The 15,912-nt window shown below is 51.9% G+C and carries 11 protein-coding genes; 8 read left to right on the forward strand and 3 right to left on the reverse strand.

Translation table 11 applies throughout. The annotated features are described in order from the left end of the window. Positions 1 to 60 precede the first annotated feature (60 nt). The 3 genes from ACL2XO_RS11830 to ACL2XO_RS11840 form a co-directional block, all read right to left on the reverse strand. A complete protein-coding gene (locus ACL2XO_RS11830; protein ID WP_413742773.1) occupies positions 61 to 5,901 on the reverse strand; it encodes a hypothetical protein in 5,841 nt (1,946 codons plus the stop codon). Positions 5,902 to 6,332: 431 nt separating this feature from the next. Beyond that, the gene (gene gap / locus ACL2XO_RS11835) at positions 6,333 to 7,334 is read right to left on the reverse strand and encodes a type I glyceraldehyde-3-phosphate dehydrogenase (RefSeq protein ID WP_413742774.1); all 1,002 of its coding nucleotides are present in this window, start codon (positions 7,332 to 7,334) and stop codon (positions 6,333 to 6,335) included. A gap of 270 nt (positions 7,335 to 7,604) precedes the next feature. After that, positions 7,605 to 8,975, reverse strand: a complete 1,371-nt coding sequence (locus tag ACL2XO_RS11840; RefSeq protein WP_413742775.1) for a PLP-dependent aminotransferase family protein — start codon at positions 8,973 to 8,975, stop codon at positions 7,605 to 7,607. Positions 8,976 to 9,108: 133 nt separating this feature from the next. Between ACL2XO_RS11840 and ACL2XO_RS11845 the strand changes: the two genes are divergently transcribed. The 8 genes from ACL2XO_RS11845 to ACL2XO_RS11880 all read left to right on the forward strand — a co-directional run bounded on the left by ACL2XO_RS11845 (position 9,109) and on the right by ACL2XO_RS11880 (position 15,890). Beyond that, a complete protein-coding gene (locus ACL2XO_RS11845; RefSeq protein ID WP_413742776.1) occupies positions 9,109 to 10,068 on the forward strand; it encodes a nitrate ABC transporter substrate-binding protein in 960 nt (319 codons plus the stop codon). A 2-nt stretch (positions 10,069 to 10,070) separates the two neighbouring features. Next, positions 10,071 to 10,865: a deaminated glutathione amidase gene (locus tag ACL2XO_RS11850; RefSeq protein WP_132927797.1), complete on the forward strand. Its 795-nt coding sequence runs from the start codon at positions 10,071 to 10,073 to the stop codon at positions 10,863 to 10,865. Between the two features lie 15 nt (positions 10,866 to 10,880). Further along, a complete protein-coding gene (locus tag ACL2XO_RS11855) occupies positions 10,881 to 11,762 on the forward strand; it encodes an ABC transporter substrate-binding protein (protein WP_132922228.1) in 882 nt (293 codons plus the stop codon). Then, the gene (locus ACL2XO_RS11860; protein WP_413742777.1) at positions 11,759 to 12,694 is read left to right on the forward strand and encodes an amino acid ABC transporter permease; all 936 of its coding nucleotides are present in this window, start codon (positions 11,759 to 11,761) and stop codon (positions 12,692 to 12,694) included. Before ACL2XO_RS11855 ends, ACL2XO_RS11860 begins: the two co-directional genes overlap by 4 nt. Further along, entirely contained in the window at positions 12,687 to 13,454 is a 768-nt protein-coding gene (locus tag ACL2XO_RS11865; RefSeq protein WP_132922226.1) for an amino acid ABC transporter ATP-binding protein, read from the forward strand. The genes ACL2XO_RS11860 and ACL2XO_RS11865 overlap by 8 nt, the downstream gene beginning before the upstream one ends. Positions 13,455 to 13,792: 338 nt before the next feature. Continuing rightward, positions 13,793 to 14,575 carry an SDR family oxidoreductase gene (locus ACL2XO_RS11870; RefSeq protein ID WP_413724036.1) on the forward strand — a complete coding sequence of 261 codons (783 nt, stop codon included), beginning with the start codon at positions 13,793 to 13,795 and terminating at the stop codon, positions 14,573 to 14,575. A 36-nt stretch (positions 14,576 to 14,611) separates the two neighbouring features. Further along, positions 14,612 to 15,001 (forward strand): nuclear transport factor 2 family protein, encoded by a 390-nt coding sequence (locus ACL2XO_RS11875; RefSeq protein WP_413742778.1) that lies wholly within the window; start codon positions 14,612 to 14,614, stop codon positions 14,999 to 15,001. A gap of 31 nt (positions 15,002 to 15,032) precedes the next feature. Continuing rightward, complete coding sequence (locus ACL2XO_RS11880; RefSeq protein WP_413742779.1) at positions 15,033 to 15,890, forward strand: fumarylacetoacetate hydrolase family protein; 858 nt, start codon at positions 15,033 to 15,035, stop codon at positions 15,888 to 15,890. Positions 15,891 to 15,912 lie beyond the last annotated feature (22 nt).

Here is a 15,912-nt window from a genome sequence, read left to right on the forward strand (position 1 = left end):
CTTTTCCCATCTCAGCTATCCTATACGCCAGGGTAAAAGAGGCGAGCCGGCTTGGGCCGGTCAGTCAGTGGTAAACCTTTGCCAGACGTTGCCGATATCCCTGAAGCGTTCAATGGTAAAAATGATATCAAAATAAACCTGGAAAAAAACGTCATCCGTTCTCTCTTCATCGAATAGGTAGTCGGTTAACAATTCTCGCAGGGCCGATTCCGTTTCCCGGCCGATGTCAAAATCAATAATGAATTCATGCAAAGGCCGTTCTCCTAGGATCAATTTGGCTAAATCGGTCTGTATGCTGGGTATATAGGGTAAGCTAGCGGACGGCGGATCGCCTGCGCGTGAGCGTTTTTGCCGGAGAGCCCGGAATTTTCTTCGTAAGTGCGCCAGATAAGCGATAAAGTCATGGAGATGGGTGTGCATGGTGATAATGCTTTGCAACTGAGTATTGTGCCGGGCGTAAACGTAACGGTTTTTATTGCCGGCGTCGTCGGCGCCCATAGGCCGGTAGGTGGTAAACCAGGAAGGATGCCTTCGTTCGATGGCTTGACTGATATAATAGGGATAGGCTTTAATTTGAACCTGCAGTTCATTCGCCAGAACTTGCGCCATGGAATACTTGCCGCCAAATCCGCTAAAACAAGAGTAAAGATCGATATGTTTTAATTGAGACAGATTATACACCTCAGGCTTGCTCAACATCAGGCCGCGGACTACATGGGAGAACTCGGTGGCGTCCATGTAATTAACATTGAACGGCATGCCATGTACCTTGATTTGAATATGGCTTTTTAGCCCGCCCATGGGGATAATTTCCCAATGTTCACCCAGTAATGACTCTTCCCTTGACACAGGGACCCATTTCTCAACCGGTTCCGGGTCATCGCCTTTTACGGCCAGAATTTTTTTCTTCATAAGGGGCGATGCGATCGTTGAGGATGTTTCCTCAACCCCTTTTACATTACCGGTTATAACGCTCAATTCCATATCATTATGCCTGAGCTTTAAGTTTACGCCTCGAAATATGCCTAGTTCCTCAGCCACCAGAATGGCCGGATGATCGGGTAACCGGGGATCAAAAAAAGTATTGTCCGCGCTGGCGAAACGCCCATTGCCGATACTGACCTGGGAATGCATCAGTAGGCCCTTTTGATCATAAAACAGTACCAATTTGCCCGGATTAATGCGGGTGAGGATGTCAAGGTTCGGCACCAGCAAGCCAGAGTCCAGAATAGTGCCGGCCGGCAGGATGCTGGATTTGGAAACAGTCAAATGATTTAAAAGCGCTTCCGCCTGTTCAGCATCAATATGGTTTGCCTCTGCTAAAATCTTGGGCGGAAGGGCTTCAAAGGGCGTTTTTCCATAAAGCCTTCTGATAGCCTTCCGGCAAATAACACGAAATGAAGGCGTATCCACGGAGAAAATAGGATATTTCATTTTTAGTGCGTATTGACTATTTTGGAGTACCGTACTTTGATACCACGCCGGCTCTCTGATCAAATAACTGTCCTCGGTTGTCGCGGATGGCGATAAGTCTTTATTTTGTGAAAACTGCAAGGCATCTTTAATATCGCTGTAATCTTTGTATTTTATCAAAGCAAACTCTGGTGGTACGTCGTTTTTGTATTTTCGTAACCATTCTTGTTCTGAATATACCTGGGAATTACTGTTATTTAAATTCTTTGGTGGTCTGATTGCCTGCAGGTCAATAATATAAGCATTCTTACCGATGATATATTTTATTAAAAAATGATTTATAGGATTGTTATCCCATTTGTCGACCCAGAAATTGATTGCCCGATAACTGATAGCGGTCTCGAATTTGGCAGGGAGACTGTAAAATTCATGAATCATGAGATCTTGTAGCGTGGTATAGCCTCCTCGCGAAAAAACATCGTCTTTTGGGACGTTACCCGTTAGACGGTCGGCCAGTGCCAAGAGAATATCATCCTTGCTGAAATGCGAAGATAACATATCATTCAGGAAATATTCATTTTCAGTCATAAAAAAAGTCAGTATCTTTTGGCACTGTTCCGAATGAAAATCTTCGTCTGCTGACGGCATTTGCAAGGAGACCGCGCTTTCAAATTGAATATCCGGTATGACGTTTTGTGTCGCCAGGGTGGAGAACTGGTCTAAAATCATAGGGGATTCGATGCCTACGTCTATCGGGCTGATTTCCCAATTATCTTTACCGTGCGGCACAACCGCTATGGCAGTGCCCATAATATCGTCGTTGTTGGGATCCAGTACTCGCCAAACTTCTTTTATCTCATCGCGCTGTACTTGGAATATGTCATCTCTATCCTTTATATAATGCCGGGTATTTTTAATTAATGCACTGTCCGTATAGATGCCATCCCAAAGGGGTTTTAATTTATCGGGGCCGATCTTCATACTCCATTCTTTTCGCAAATTTTGCTGAAAAAATTTTTGTGCCTTGGTACGGGAGTTGACGAATTGTATGTTTTTCTTTATACCATTATAACATAGCGTTGGTAAATTACCCACGCCTCTTACGGTTAAAGGCAATGGATTGATAAATTTCAAGAGATCGCCTGAAATTTTCTTTGCTGATGAAAAAGACATCTGTGGTGCCAATTTTATGAATTCACCGATAAAAAACTGTTTTAACATGTGCTTGGGGATATTTTGATCTTTTGCCGATTTGAGTATCATTGCTATAAAATTTTGCGGAATTCTGCTCAATGAAATTCCCGTGGGAATAAGAGCTATTATGAGATCAAATATATCAAAAACGACGTCTTCGAATTTCAACGTCATATCGTTATCCTGCCAATAACGCTCGATAGTCCGATAAAATGGAATATGCATTGTAATAAAATCAATCCACGTCGGCCTCAATAAAGAGGTTTTCAATCCCATACTAACTTCCAACAATGTTTTAAAATTCAGTGTATCAATGAAGCTTCGCAGGTTTTGTTCGAGATCGATTTCCTTAAAAGCCGCAAAGGTGATTTCAGGCGTTGGGTTGGAGTAATCATTTTCTTCCGGCGTAACCAGTAACATATCCAAAGGGTTATCACGGTCGTCTGGCTGGTTTAAAAAAAACAGCAGCTGCAACTCGCTCATACTAACTGAAAATTTGGCGCGGCTTCTCGCTTGCAGCCCATTAGGGGCGCTCTTCCATTGAGACATAAGCCTTGAGATCAACTCAGTACTATAAAGCTCGTCAATGATGGAAATATAGGTGAAATCCGCTAAGGTAGAAATAAGGACCAGCCTGTCAGTCTTTGTTTTAACGATAGACAGGAAACCCAGGTTAGTCACGGGTATCGATACGCTAGGGGCATTGGCCAAGGTGTTTTGTATATATTTTCGAGAATAAACCTTGAAAGTATAGGCCTCTTGGGGGGGGTAAAGGAGATCATAATAGCCTATAAGGGAATTCTTAATGGCGAAAAAACTTTTGAACTTTGATTCTTTATTAATCGTAAGCATTTTATAATAAATGAATTGATCATAATAATCACGCTTATCATCAAATTCACTGGAAGGTTTTAACGTATACAGGCTGGAAAATGTTGCCTTACCGGCCATGTTGAGCTCTGCGGCAATATTGTTCTCTTGCTCAATAAATTGACGGGCGACGTTCAGAGCATGAACATCAAGCAGTCGATGAGACACTTTTTCTGCTTTGATCTTTGATATATACCAATAAGCTGATGCCCATAGCAACAAAATGATATACCCTTGGTCAATCATGTTCTTGTAATATATCAGGCGCGAATCATAATCGTCATTCTCAAAATCTATTGGCGCAAACTGAGCTACCGCGGCGAACTTTGCTTCGGTTATTCGCTGTTCTTCAGTTTCCACCACAATGAACCTGTTTTCTTGTAATATATTCTTTACGATTTTATTAAAGTCCATTTGAAAAAATATTAAAATATCAGAATAAATAAAAGACATTTTGTCTTTTATTAGTTGTGAAGTGTGGTCGTTATTCCATGTTGCCGGCATACGTGTGTATATATTTCTATTTAAGCTGAGATGTATAATGTCTTGAAATAATTTCTTAGCCTGGTAAAATGGCTTGATATTTATCTCATGCCACTGATGCTGCTCCATTTCTGGATCGTCGGTTATTCTGAGCAGTTCGATAACTTTTAGCGTTATACCTAAAATGGAGCCATGTTCGGTGCGTAGGCTCAAATAATTGGTAATTTCGCTTGTAAACGTGTTTAAAAATTCAATTTCATCAATTTCATGCTCCGGTACATCAAATAGCACATTGAATTTTGATAATTCGCCAGGGATGAGAAGGTTTTCGCCTTGTAAACTAACGCCATTTTCTCTGGTAAAATCATATAATTTGTAGAAATATCTTTTTTTGATTAAATTGTCAATTCTTTCATTGTTTTCCTGCAATAACGACTTCAGTAATTGCATGTCGTTCTTGTAAAGGATTCGCTCCAGGACGGTAAACCCTGGAACGACATAAAGCTCATTGCAATATTCAAGCTTGGCGTGTTCCATCAATAGCAACGTTTTATAATACTTTACATATTTTTCTTTTTGCTCATAAATAACATTTTTATATAACATATGTATATTGTTTTTCGCTTCAGAAAATGTGACGCCTTTTTTATACTCTATTGTTTCATAAATTCTCTCCTTGTCTGGATCATCATGTAAAAACATTAATTTATCAATATCAAGCTTGAGAAGATTTCTTATTTTAATCTGACTTTTTTCATACTTATTTATCGCATCGCGGGTAGCAACGCTGGCTTGTTGTCTTTCCTTGCATTCATTAATGATTTTTTCAATTTTTCCTTTTAGCAAGATAAGATGAACACATTTAGTCTCTTTTGCGTATATATTACCTTTATCAAAAATATCTTGGACTTTTTCCCCTACATATTTATCAAAAGACAATAGCATGTCGAGAGATTCGGAAGCGGAGCCGGTGCTTAGTTGAAACACGGACAACACATGCTCTAATTCCCGCTGAGCGTCATGATGGGGCATGGAGATCCGGGTTTTGATTTCATCGATAACCACGGTCAACGTTTTATGGACAAGAAAGTACTGTTCGTCGTAAGGCTCGCCCGGGGATGGATTGCATCCGTTGAGCATGGGGACAGGCGTAATTTCATCATTGATGAGATCTTTAATGTCATTGGGCCACTCCTCTTCAAAAACATCATTCTGGTCTACCGGTGTCTCCTGCGCAGCCGCCCCGGGCAGGGTAAAGGCCTTGAGCAGGTTATCGACGGGCCCCGCAAGTATATTTTTCCAAACCGTCAATAAAGGGATCCAAGACCGGCCGGCGAACTGTAGCGTGGCGAACAATGACGTGGTTTCTGTCTGGCGGCGAGGATAACCTCCCGGATGACCGTCGGTCTCGCGCAAAGGTGAACCGTATTGTAGCGCAGGCTGGCAATACGCCGTGCTTAAGCCGGCCCAGGCCAGCATCAATGAACAGCCTAAGTTGTAATGATTGACGCTGCTTGGCGGCAAATGATAGATCTCGCCGTCGGAAATTATCATCTTGCCTGAAAGGTTCCCCACGTATATTTCCCGGCCGCTGGGTAGGGCAACGATTTTGGTAAATACCGAACGTCTTTTTTCTTCAAAATGCAGTGTGATATATTTGCTTCCATGCGTTCTTAGCAGGCTATCGGGATGGCGATTTAACTCTTCTACGCAGGAAAATAATCTATCCGCTTTTATCTCTTCCGCATCGAGATGTTGAGAGACATTATTTGGGGAGCAGGATGCTATGTTATTAAACGACTTTTTTTTGCCGTATGCTACATAAGCGTTGCCGACGCTGCTTTTTGCTATGGATGGCTGTGTTAACCGAGTCTCGACGAGTTGCTGCAGGGGGATAGCGGTGGTTGGGTAAGCGCTGTTGGCGCATGAGAGGCTTTTCATTTTCCTGACTCCTATAAATATATGATTAATACATTTTTTATTTCCAATTATTAATGGTAGATATTTGCTTGAAGTGATATATTTCTTCGGCAAAGTTTATTCTTTTATAAGGAAAAATAGTTTTTACATTATTATTTTGCGGAAAATTTAATTTTTTTTCTAAAGAATGTATTCGGTATTTAATTGTTAATTTTTAAATAATATACCGAATGGAACCAATTATTTCTGGAGCAGTATTTAATTTTCGTATCTTAGTAAAGCTGGTTATAAACATTACCGGTTGAGAGTAATTTTGTCTGCTTAATTAAGGTATGTTGGGGTTAACAACATGATAAATCCGCTTCATCGTACGGCCTTCTCCACGCAGAGAAGGCCATGCAGACCGCGGCGTTTTTACCGGCCGCCGCGATTTACCGCAAGGCGGCCAGCAATCAATAGGCCGCGACTTTATTTAATACGCGCACCAGCTGAGTAACGAAGCCGTATTCGTTATCGTACCAGGCGACGGTCTTCACCAACTGCAGATCGCCTACCTCTGAGACTTCGGTTTGGGTGGCATCAAAAACCGACCCGAAATGAGTGCCGACAATATCGGAAGAGACGATTTCTTCTTCGGTATAGCCGAATGATTCATTGCCATCGGCGGCTTTTTTCATCGCTGCATTCACTTCATCGACGGTGACCTTTTTATCCAGTACCGAAACCAGCTCGGTGACGGAACCGGTGAGATTCGGCACGCGCTGGGCATGCCCTTTCAACTTGCCCTGGAGTTCAGGGATAACCAGGCCGATGGCTTTAGCCGCCCCGGTGGTGTGGGGGATAATGTTTTGCGCCGCCGCGCGCGAGGCACGCAAATCCTTGCCCCGCGGTCCGTCAACCAGCGACTGGGTGCCGGTGTATGCGTGGATGGTAGTCATGGTACCGATTTTGACGCCGAAACTGTCATTGAGGACCTTGGCCATGGGCGCCAGGCAGTTTGTGGTGCAGGATGCCACGGAAAGGAAGGTGTCCTCAGCGGTGATGGTGTCGCAATTCACGTTGAAAACGATGGTTTTCATATTGCCGGCAGGGGCTGAAATCAGCACTTTCTTCGCGCCCCCGTCTAAATGGGCCTGTGCTTTTTCCTCTGATGCGTAAAAGCCGGTGGATTCCACCACAATCTCGACGCCAAGCGTGCCCCAGGGGATATTTTTTGCCTCTTTTTCGGCATAGACGGCGATTTTCTTGTCGTTGACGATGATGGCGTTATCGGTGTAATCCACCGTGCCATGGAAGTCACGGTAGCTTGAATCGTGCTTTAATAAATAGGCCAGAACCTTGGGCGAGGTAAGGTCGTTAATGGCAACGATCTCCACGTCGCTGTTGGTTTCCAGAATCCGGCGCAACACCAGACGTCCGATACGGCCGAAACCATTGATACCGATCTTTTTCATAACCTACTCCTCATAAACAAGATATGTCAGTAATAGATAAATGCTTTTCATGAGCAAGCCTGCGTGCTGATACATAAGACATTACTAAGATAGCTAAGGATTAGCCAGAGGGGAGAGGGATAAAGCGCTCTAAAAGCCTGTTTTACTGAGATAATGCTTTGTATTATGGGCTATTTTATCAATCTGAAAATTTCTTCTGAACCATGGCTTCAGGTAATGGAAACAGCGCCGCGCCGCTGAAGAAACCATGGATCGCGAGCCCGGCGCCGGTCAAATATCCGGCGCCCGATCGCCGCCGTTCATCGGTGTGTCCAGATCGCAGGCCAGCATCAGGGCATCGGCCACATGATCCACCTGCTTCGGATCGAGCCGGCAGGTGCTGATGCGGATAAACTGCTCCCCGCCGGTGCTGCAGCGTTCGCCGGGCACCGCGGCTATACCGTGGGCCGCCAGGGTTATCATGGCGAACTGCTCAGAGCGCACCGGGACATACAGACTCAGCCCGTCGCGGTCGGGCAGGGACAACCCTCGCTGCGCCAGGGCGGACAGCAAAGCTCTTCGCCTTTCGGCATAAATCCGCCGGGCCCATTGGATACTCTGCCGGGTCCCTTCGTCCTGAATCATCCACGCCACGGCTTCTTGCAACAGCCGGCTGGTCCAACTGGCGCCGAAATTGCGTAATGACTGTAATTGCTCTATCAGATCCAGGGGGCCGGATACGACCGCCAATCGCAGATCCGGTCCGTAGGCTTTGGAATAGGAGCGTACATGCACCGTTCGCCGCGGATAATAACGTCCCAGGCTCCAGACCGGATGGGCGGAAAGTTCACCGATGCCGTCGTCTTCGATTATCAGGACTTTGCTGTCGGCCAATACCTTGGATAGGCTATCGCTGCGTTCACGGGAAACGGTATGCCCGCTGGCGGAATGCGTACGCGGCTGATAAATAAACGCCCGCGGCGCCTGTTGCAGCAGCGCCGCGACGGCATCAGGCAAGGGCCCCTCCTGATCGCAAGGCACCGGTAGCGCCTCGGCGCCGATATAATCCAGCATATCCAGCAGCCGGGTGGCGGTCGGGTTCTCAATCATCACCCGTTCCCCCGGTGAGATAAGAGAACGCAATGCCAGGTACATGGCGTCAAAACCCCCATCGGTGGCCAGGAAAGCCTCCGATTCCACCGGCCAGTCGGGAATAATGGCGGCCCGCAGCGAGGGCGTGATAGGTTCGCGCCGGTAGCTGTTAAGCTCAGGCACCCGCACCGCCATCCGCAGGGCCTGCTCGAGATCGGGCAGCAATTGCGGATCGGGAGACGCCATGGTCAGGTCGGCAATAATGCCTTTGCCATAATTGCCGATTTTTTCAAAACGCACCGGGCGCGCCGAGACACTGTTGCCGCATACCCATACGCCGCTTCGCCCCTTGCCGGCCAAGACGCTCTGACGCCGCAGGTGCTGCCAGGCGGCGGATACCGTGGCCGGGCTGACGCCCAATGCTTCCGCCAGCTCCCGCACCGCCGGCAGCTGGGTACCGGCAGCCAGTTTGCTTTCCCGGATCAATTGCGATACGGCCAGGGTGATTCCCTTGATGCTGGGCTGGTGGATAAGCGCCGCCAGTTGCCGTGCAGTCAGAGTCGTTGACATAAGAAGATACTTTGTTCAGTAACAAAAAAATTATTGTACATATATTTATATGATCTTAGTATCAAATTTAATGTTCTTTTGTTCACCATCTATCTTTACGCGCTGCGGCGCTTATCATCAAACAGGGGATAATATGCTTACCATCAGGCTGGCGGTGAGGGATTGGGACTACTTTACGCCGCTGGCGCTGGGGGATGTCCGGCCGCAGGGATTCACGCTCGCGATAGACCGGGTCGGTACGCTGGCGGATGACTTGGGCAACAGCGCTGAGTATGACGCCGGTGAAGTCTCTTTCAGCCGCTATGCCCAAGGGCGTGCCAAGGGGGAGAGCAGCCTGGCGGGACTGCCGCATTTTCTGATGCGTGGTTTCCGGCAGCGCTGCATTATTACCACCGCCGACAGTCCCTTGACGGACGTTGCTCACTTGGCGGGCAAAAAAATCGGCCTGACCGGCTGGCAGGATTCCGGCAATAGCTGGACACGCGCCATACTGCGCGAGGCCGGGGTAGGTATCCCGGACGCCCATTGGTATGTGGGCAGACTGACCGGCCGTCATCCCATCGTCGATCGTCTCGGCGGGTTTGGCCGCCCCGGCCTTATTGAGGCAATGCCCGGCGAGACGCCGATGATCGACGCGCTGAAAAGCGGCATGCTGGATGCGGTATTTACCCCGTTTATGCCCGAGGGTTTTTTTTCCGCCGGTTCAGGCCTGCGCCAGCTGCAGCCCGATTTTCGCCAGGCGGAAATCGACTATTTTCGGCGTACGGGCTATGTTCCGGGTATGCATTTACTGGCGGTTAAATCCACCGTGGCCCGAGAATACCCCTGGTTGCCGCAGGCTCTGAGCGCGGTGATTGATGAATCCGCCCGGGTCTGGCAGCAAAAGCGTGAAAAATATGCCGATACCACTCCCTGGTTGCTGGATGAGATAAGGCAAACCCTCCAGGTATTGCCGGCGAATTGGAATGCCAACGGTCTGGCCGCTAATGAACGTATGATCACCGATTTTGGTCGGGAGCTTTTCGAACAGGGCATTACCGCCCGCTGTCTTACTCCGGCGGAGCTTTTTCCGCCCATCGCAACAGGAGCCTGATGATGAAAGTCGCCATGGGTCAGTTTATGGTCGCCCGCGAATGGCAGGCCAATGCCGAAACCTGTATCGCCCTGATGAACCAGGCGCGTCAGGGCGGCGCCGATTTGCTGGTTTTGCCGGAAGGGGTGCTGGCGCGGGATATCGCCGATCCCGATCTGGTGCTTAAAGCGGCGCAGCCGCTGGACGGTCCGTTTGTCACGCAACTGCTGGCCGCCAGTCGCGGCAACGGCATGACCACCATGATGAGCGTGCATGTTCCCGCGCCGGGGGGAAAGGCCTGGAACCTGTTGATTGCGCTGCGCAATGGCGAAATTATCGCCGGTTACCGCAAGCTGCACTTATATGACGCTTTTTCCATGCAGGAGTCTGACAACGTCACCCCCGGCAACGAGGTGCCGCCGCTGGTGGAGGTGGCCGGAATGCGCGTGGGGCTAATGACCTGTTACGACGTGCGGTTCCCCGAGCTGGCACGGCGGCTGGCGCTGGACGGCGCCGATGTGCTGGTGCTGCCCTCCGCCTGGGTTAAAGGGCCGCTAAAAGAGATGCATTGGGAAGTGCTGGTGACCGCCCGGGCGCTGGAGAACACCTGTTATGTGGTGGCGGTGGGGGAATGCGGCCCGCGCAATATCGGCTGCAGCCTGACGGTGGATCCGCTGGGCGTCGCCATCGCACGGGCGGCGGAAGCGCCGGCGCTGGTATTTGCCTGTCTCGATCCCGCGCGTATTGCGCATGCGCGGCATCATCTGCCGGTGTTGGAAAACCGCCGTTTTTCTCCTCCGCGGCTCAATGCTGAATAAACCAGGGAGCAATTGATGAAAAAAATGATAATGGCAACGATGATGGCCTTGTGTAGCGTCGGCGCGTACGGTGCGGACCCGCTGCCGGTGCCGAAAATGGATCAGGCGCTGCATGACCAGTTGCCGGACGGGATTAAACAGTCCGGCCGCATGATTTCGGTGAATAACGGTTCTTTCCCGCCTTATGAAATCGTTACCGGTCCTCATTCCGAGGATGGCGCCAGCGCGGATTTGGCCGTGGCGCTGGGACAATTGCTGGGTATTAAAATCGAAGACGCCTCGGTCAGCGGTTTGTCGGGGCTGTTAAGCGGTATTCAGTCCGGCCGTTATCAACTGGCCATCGGCCCCATTGGGGATTATCCCGATCGCCAGCCGAAAAACGATTTTATCGATTTTGTGAAAGAGTATGTGGTGTTCGCGGTACCCAAGGGGAATCCCGCGGGCATCAACGGCCTGGAGGATACCTGCGGCAAGCGTATCGCCGTCATGGCCGGCGGCTCCGCCGAACAGGTCATTCGCCGCCAGTCCGCGGCCTGTACCGGCGCCGGCAAGCCGGCGGTCACCGTCCAGTCCTTCACCGATCAGCCTTCCTCTATACTGGCGGTTCGTTCAAAGCGCTCCGATGCTTTTTTCTCATCCCAGGCGCCGCTGGTCTATTTTGTCCAGCAATCCCACGGCCAGCTTGAGCTGACCGGCACCGGCAAAGCCAACGGTTTTGGGGATATCTACCAGGGCACGGTGGTGCCGAAGAATTCCGCTTTAAGTAAAGTGATGCTGGCGGCGTACCAGAAGCTTTTTGACGACGGCACCTATGCCGCTATTATGAAAAAATGGCATCTGGAAGGAAACCAGCTTCCGGCGCCGGGGGTCAATCTGGCGAAAGGAGCGGCTAAATGAAACGGGCCGCCGCCGCGACAGCTTCCGATGAGTCACCGGAGTGGCGGCTGCGCGATGTCGCCGGCGCTCACCATTCACCGGGCTACGGACGCTGGCTGTCTTGGGTTGTGGTACTGGTCATCGCGCTGAATATGCTCTGGGTGTTGTGCACTAACGCCAATTTCGAATGGAACGTGGTAGCGCAGTGGTTCACCGAGGCGAGTATCATCCATGGACTGGGGGTAACCCTCGGCCTGACCCTGGTTTCCATGGCCATCGGGATGGCGTTGGGGTTGGCGCTGGCGGTGGCGCGGCTGTCGAACAGTCGGCTGTTGCAGTGGCTGTCGGGACTGTATATCTGGTTTTTTCGCGGCACGCCGCTGCTGGTGCAATTGATTTTCTGGTATAACCTGTCCACCCTGTTTCCCACTCTTTCCCTCGGCATTCCCGTCACCGGCCCCTTCTTTGCCCACTGGAACACCAACGATCTGATCACGCCGCTGACGGCGGCTATCGCCGGCCTGGCGCTGAACGAGGCGGCCTATATGGCGGAGATTATCCGCGCCGGTTTGCTCTCGGTTGACAGCGGCCAAATGGAGACCGCCCAGGCGTTTGGCATGGGTCACGCACGGGCCCTGCGGCGCATCGTTATTCCCCAGGCCATGCGCGCGATTATTCCCCCCACCGGCAACCAGCTTATCAGCATGATCAAGGCCACTTCCCTGGTCAGCGTTATCGCCATGGGGGATTTGCTCTATTCCGCTCAGGCGGTGTATAACCGCACGTTTGAAATTATCCCCATGCTTATGGTGGCGGTGATTTGGTATTTGATTATCACCACGGTACTCAACGTGGCGCAATCGGCCATTGAACGTTATTACGCCCGTGGCACCCGCCGCCAGCAAACGGCGCCGGCGCCGGCGGCCGGCAAGGAGGAGAACGGCGATGAATGACCAGCCTCTGGTGCGAGCGCGCAACGTGCATAAGAATTACGGCAATCACGAGGTGCTTAAAGGCATCGATCTGGATGTCTATCCCGGCGAGGTGGTGGTCATCCTCGGGCCGTCCGGCTCCGGTAAGTCCACCTTTTTGCGTTGTATCAATCACCTGGAGGAGATGAACCAGGGGACGATTATGATAGGGGATCAGCAGATAGGCTATGAGCTGCGGCGAGGCAAGCTCTATCATCTGCCGCCTAAGCGGATAGCCCGGCAGCGCCGTGATATCGGTATGGTCTTCCAGCAATTCAATCTTTATCCACATATGACGGTGTTGCAGAATATCATCGAGGCGCCGGTAGGAGTGCACGGGCACAGCCGAGGCGAAGCGGAGCGGTATGCCCATGAATTATTGCGCACCGTGGGGCTGAGCGATAAGGCCGATGCCTACCCGCGTCATCTCTCCGGCGGCCAGCAGCAGCGGGTGGCCATAGCCCGCGCCTTGGCCATCCGTCCCAAACTGATGCTGTTTGACGAGCCGACCTCGGCGCTGGATCCGGAACTGGTGGGGGAGGTGCTCTCCACCATGCGCAACCTGGCCGAACAGGGATTGACCATGGTGGTGGTGACCCATGAGATCGGTTTTGCCCGTGAGGCGGCGGATCGGGTGGTGTTCATGGATGGCGGCAACATCATTGAGCAGGGCAGCCCCGACGATGTGCTGGTGCACCCGCGGCACGCCCGCACCCGCGCTTTCCTGAGCCGGTTTATCTGAACCGCCGCCGCCGTGCATACGCCTTAACGTCCCCCCATGCGGCGGCCATGGCGCTCGGGAACGAGCGTCGCCATCGCGCCTCTCCCCGTTAATTTCCCGGCGAGTTTACCTGCAAAACCCCTTCCATTAACCGCCTGCGGACAGGGCGCTTATCTAAAGCGCTGTGTCCGGTACCGCACTGCATTTATTTCGTGACACGCCTCTGACTTTTATCACAATGGGACAGAGGGTATCTAGACATATCGTAATTGTGGATATATCTATATTGAACCGACTTACATACAAACCTCTTATGGTTCTGCCGCCGCAGGCGCTGAACCTACCGGCGGGAGAGAAGAATGGACTTGGGGATCAGGGGGAGAAAGGCTTTTATCTGCGGTTCATCCCAGGGGCTGGGGCTGGCGTGCGCCCGTTCGCTGGCCGCTGAAGGGGTGGATGTCATCCTCAATGGCCGTGACGGGAACAAGCTGGCGGAGGTGGCCCGGCTGCTGCGCCGGGACTTTCCGGCGATAAGCGTAGCGCATATCGCCGCAGACCTCGGCTCCCCGGCGGGGCGTTCCGTCATCCTGTCCGCGCTGCCTGAGGCGGATATCCTGGTTACCAATAACGGCGGTCCGCCGCCGGGAGAGCTCAGGGACTGGGACGAAGACGCCCTGCGCGCCGTCATGGAAGCCAACTTCATCCCCGCCGTGCAGCTTATCCGCGCTTATCTGCCCGGTATGCAGCAACGGGGTTTTGGCCGGGTGATTAACATCACGTCGGCCATGGTCAAATCCCCGCACTACATGATGGGCCTGTCCACTTCGGCCCGCACCGCCCTGACCGCCATGTGCAAAGCCATCAGCCATGAAGTGGCGGCGGATAATGTGACCATCAACAACCTGTTGCCCGAACGGATCGATACCCCGCGCCAGGAATTCATGTTGCAACGGCTGATGGATAAAGAGGGCATCGACCGGGAAGAAGCGCGCCGACGCAACGCCCGGTCCATTGCCGCCAGGCGTTATGGCCGGCCGGAGGAATTCGGCGCTGCCTGCGCTTTTTTATGCAGCCGGCAGGCGTCTTTTATCTCCGGCCAGAATCTGCAGTTGGACGGCGGCTCCTACGGCGGCCTGATTTGAATCAGGTTGTCTTTTTTGAACCAGGGGAACAGCACCATGACCTATGACCACGATGACCGCCGCGCCGAACTGCTGGCCTTTGAAAAACAGCGGCAGCGGGCGCTGGTGGCCGGCGATATCGCCGCCCTGGCCCCCATGCTGGCGGATGATCTGGTGCATGTGCACAGCACCGGCATGGTACACGGCAAACAGCAACTATTGGAGCATGTGCGGCGCATGGGGGGATTTGTGTCCATTGACCGGGACGATCCGCAAATCCGCCTGGAAGGAGGGGTGGCTATTCTCACCGGCGATACCCGCAATCGCGTCCGCTCCCTAAAGACCGGCGAAGTGATGACCCGTTTCGGCTTCCTGACCCTGGTATTGCGCCGTTCGGCCCCGGGCTGGCAGATAGTGTTATCGCAGCTCACGCCGCATCAGCCTTGAGCCGGCATATTTTTTAATAGAGGGAAATACCATGAAACTTGCGCGTTTTACTGAGAATGGACGAACCCGTATCGGTAAAGTGGACGGCGAATGGGTTATCGATCTGTCGGGCATCGAAGGCGTAGGCGACTCCATGCGCCGCTTGCTTACCGATCTGCCGCGGCTGCGTCCGGCGTTGCAGAAGGCTCAAGCGCCGGCCTTTGCGCTGTCAGCGGTACGTCTAGAGGCGCCCGTTAACGACCCGCAGAAGTTCCTTGGCATCGGCATGAATTACCGCAAGCACGCCGAAGAGGCCCGCCTTGCCGGCATTCCCATTCCTGAAAGCCAACTGTGGTTCAACAAGCAAGTCTCCTGCATCAACGGGCCTTTCGATCCGGTGGTGAAACCCGGCGCCAGCGACAAGGTGGACTACGAAATCGAGCTGGGGGTAGTGATCGGCCGCCGTTGCCGCCACGTCAAGGCCGGCGACGCGGCGGCGGTTATCGCCGGCTATCTTGTTGTCAACGATGTCTCGGCGCGGGACTGGCTGCACAGGTCGCCCACCTTCACCCTGGGGAAATCCTTCGATACTCACGGACCCATCGGCCCCTGGCTGACTACCGCCGACGAGGTGGCGGACCCTATGGCCCTTGAGATGAAACTCACCGTCAACGGCGAACTGCGCCAGCAATCCGGCACCGGCGATATGATCTACGACATTTATCAGCAGATTGAATACCTGTCCACGGTGATGACCCTGGAGCCGGGGGATATTTTAAGCACCGGCACGCCGTCCGGTATCGGCGCGCCTACCGGCACCTTTCTAAAACAAGGTGATGTGATGCGCCTGGAGATTGAAGGCTTGGGATTTATAGAGAATCTTGTGGCGGCGGAATCCGCTTGGGAATAAACAACAACCCGTGGGCGGAACC

The sequence above is a fragment of the Sodalis sp. RH15 genome, from assembly GCF_047324255.1.
Classification (GTDB): Bacteria; Pseudomonadota; Gammaproteobacteria; order Enterobacterales; family Enterobacteriaceae; genus Acerihabitans; species Acerihabitans ligni.

Bases quoted from the DNA above. Each gene is read 5' to 3' on its own strand.
- ACL2XO_RS11875 (WP_413742778.1), top strand. From the start codon at position 14,612: ATGACCTATGACCACGATGACCGCCGCGCCGAACTGCTGGCCTTTGAA.
- ACL2XO_RS11830 (WP_413742773.1), bottom strand. From the start codon at position 5,901: ATGAAAAGCCTCTCATGCGCCAACAGCGCTTACCCAACCACCGCTATC.
- ACL2XO_RS11855 (WP_132922228.1), top strand. From the start codon at position 10,881: ATGAAAAAAATGATAATGGCAACGATGATGGCCTTGTGTAGCGTCGGC.
- ACL2XO_RS11860 (WP_413742777.1), top strand. From the start codon at position 11,759: ATGAAACGGGCCGCCGCCGCGACAGCTTCCGATGAGTCACCGGAGTGG.
- gap (WP_413742774.1), bottom strand. From the start codon at position 7,334: ATGAAAAAGATCGGTATCAATGGTTTCGGCCGTATCGGACGTCTGGTG.
- ACL2XO_RS11865 (WP_132922226.1), top strand. From the start codon at position 12,687: ATGAATGACCAGCCTCTGGTGCGAGCGCGCAACGTGCATAAGAATTAC.
- ACL2XO_RS11840 (WP_413742775.1), bottom strand. From the start codon at position 8,975: ATGTCAACGACTCTGACTGCACGGCAACTGGCGGCGCTTATCCACCAG.
- ACL2XO_RS11870 (WP_413724036.1), top strand. From the start codon at position 13,793: ATGGACTTGGGGATCAGGGGGAGAAAGGCTTTTATCTGCGGTTCATCC.
- ACL2XO_RS11850 (WP_132927797.1), top strand. From the start codon at position 10,071: ATGAAAGTCGCCATGGGTCAGTTTATGGTCGCCCGCGAATGGCAGGCC.
- ACL2XO_RS11880 (WP_413742779.1), top strand. From the start codon at position 15,033: ATGAAACTTGCGCGTTTTACTGAGAATGGACGAACCCGTATCGGTAAA.
- ACL2XO_RS11845 (WP_413742776.1), top strand. From the start codon at position 9,109: ATGCTTACCATCAGGCTGGCGGTGAGGGATTGGGACTACTTTACGCCG.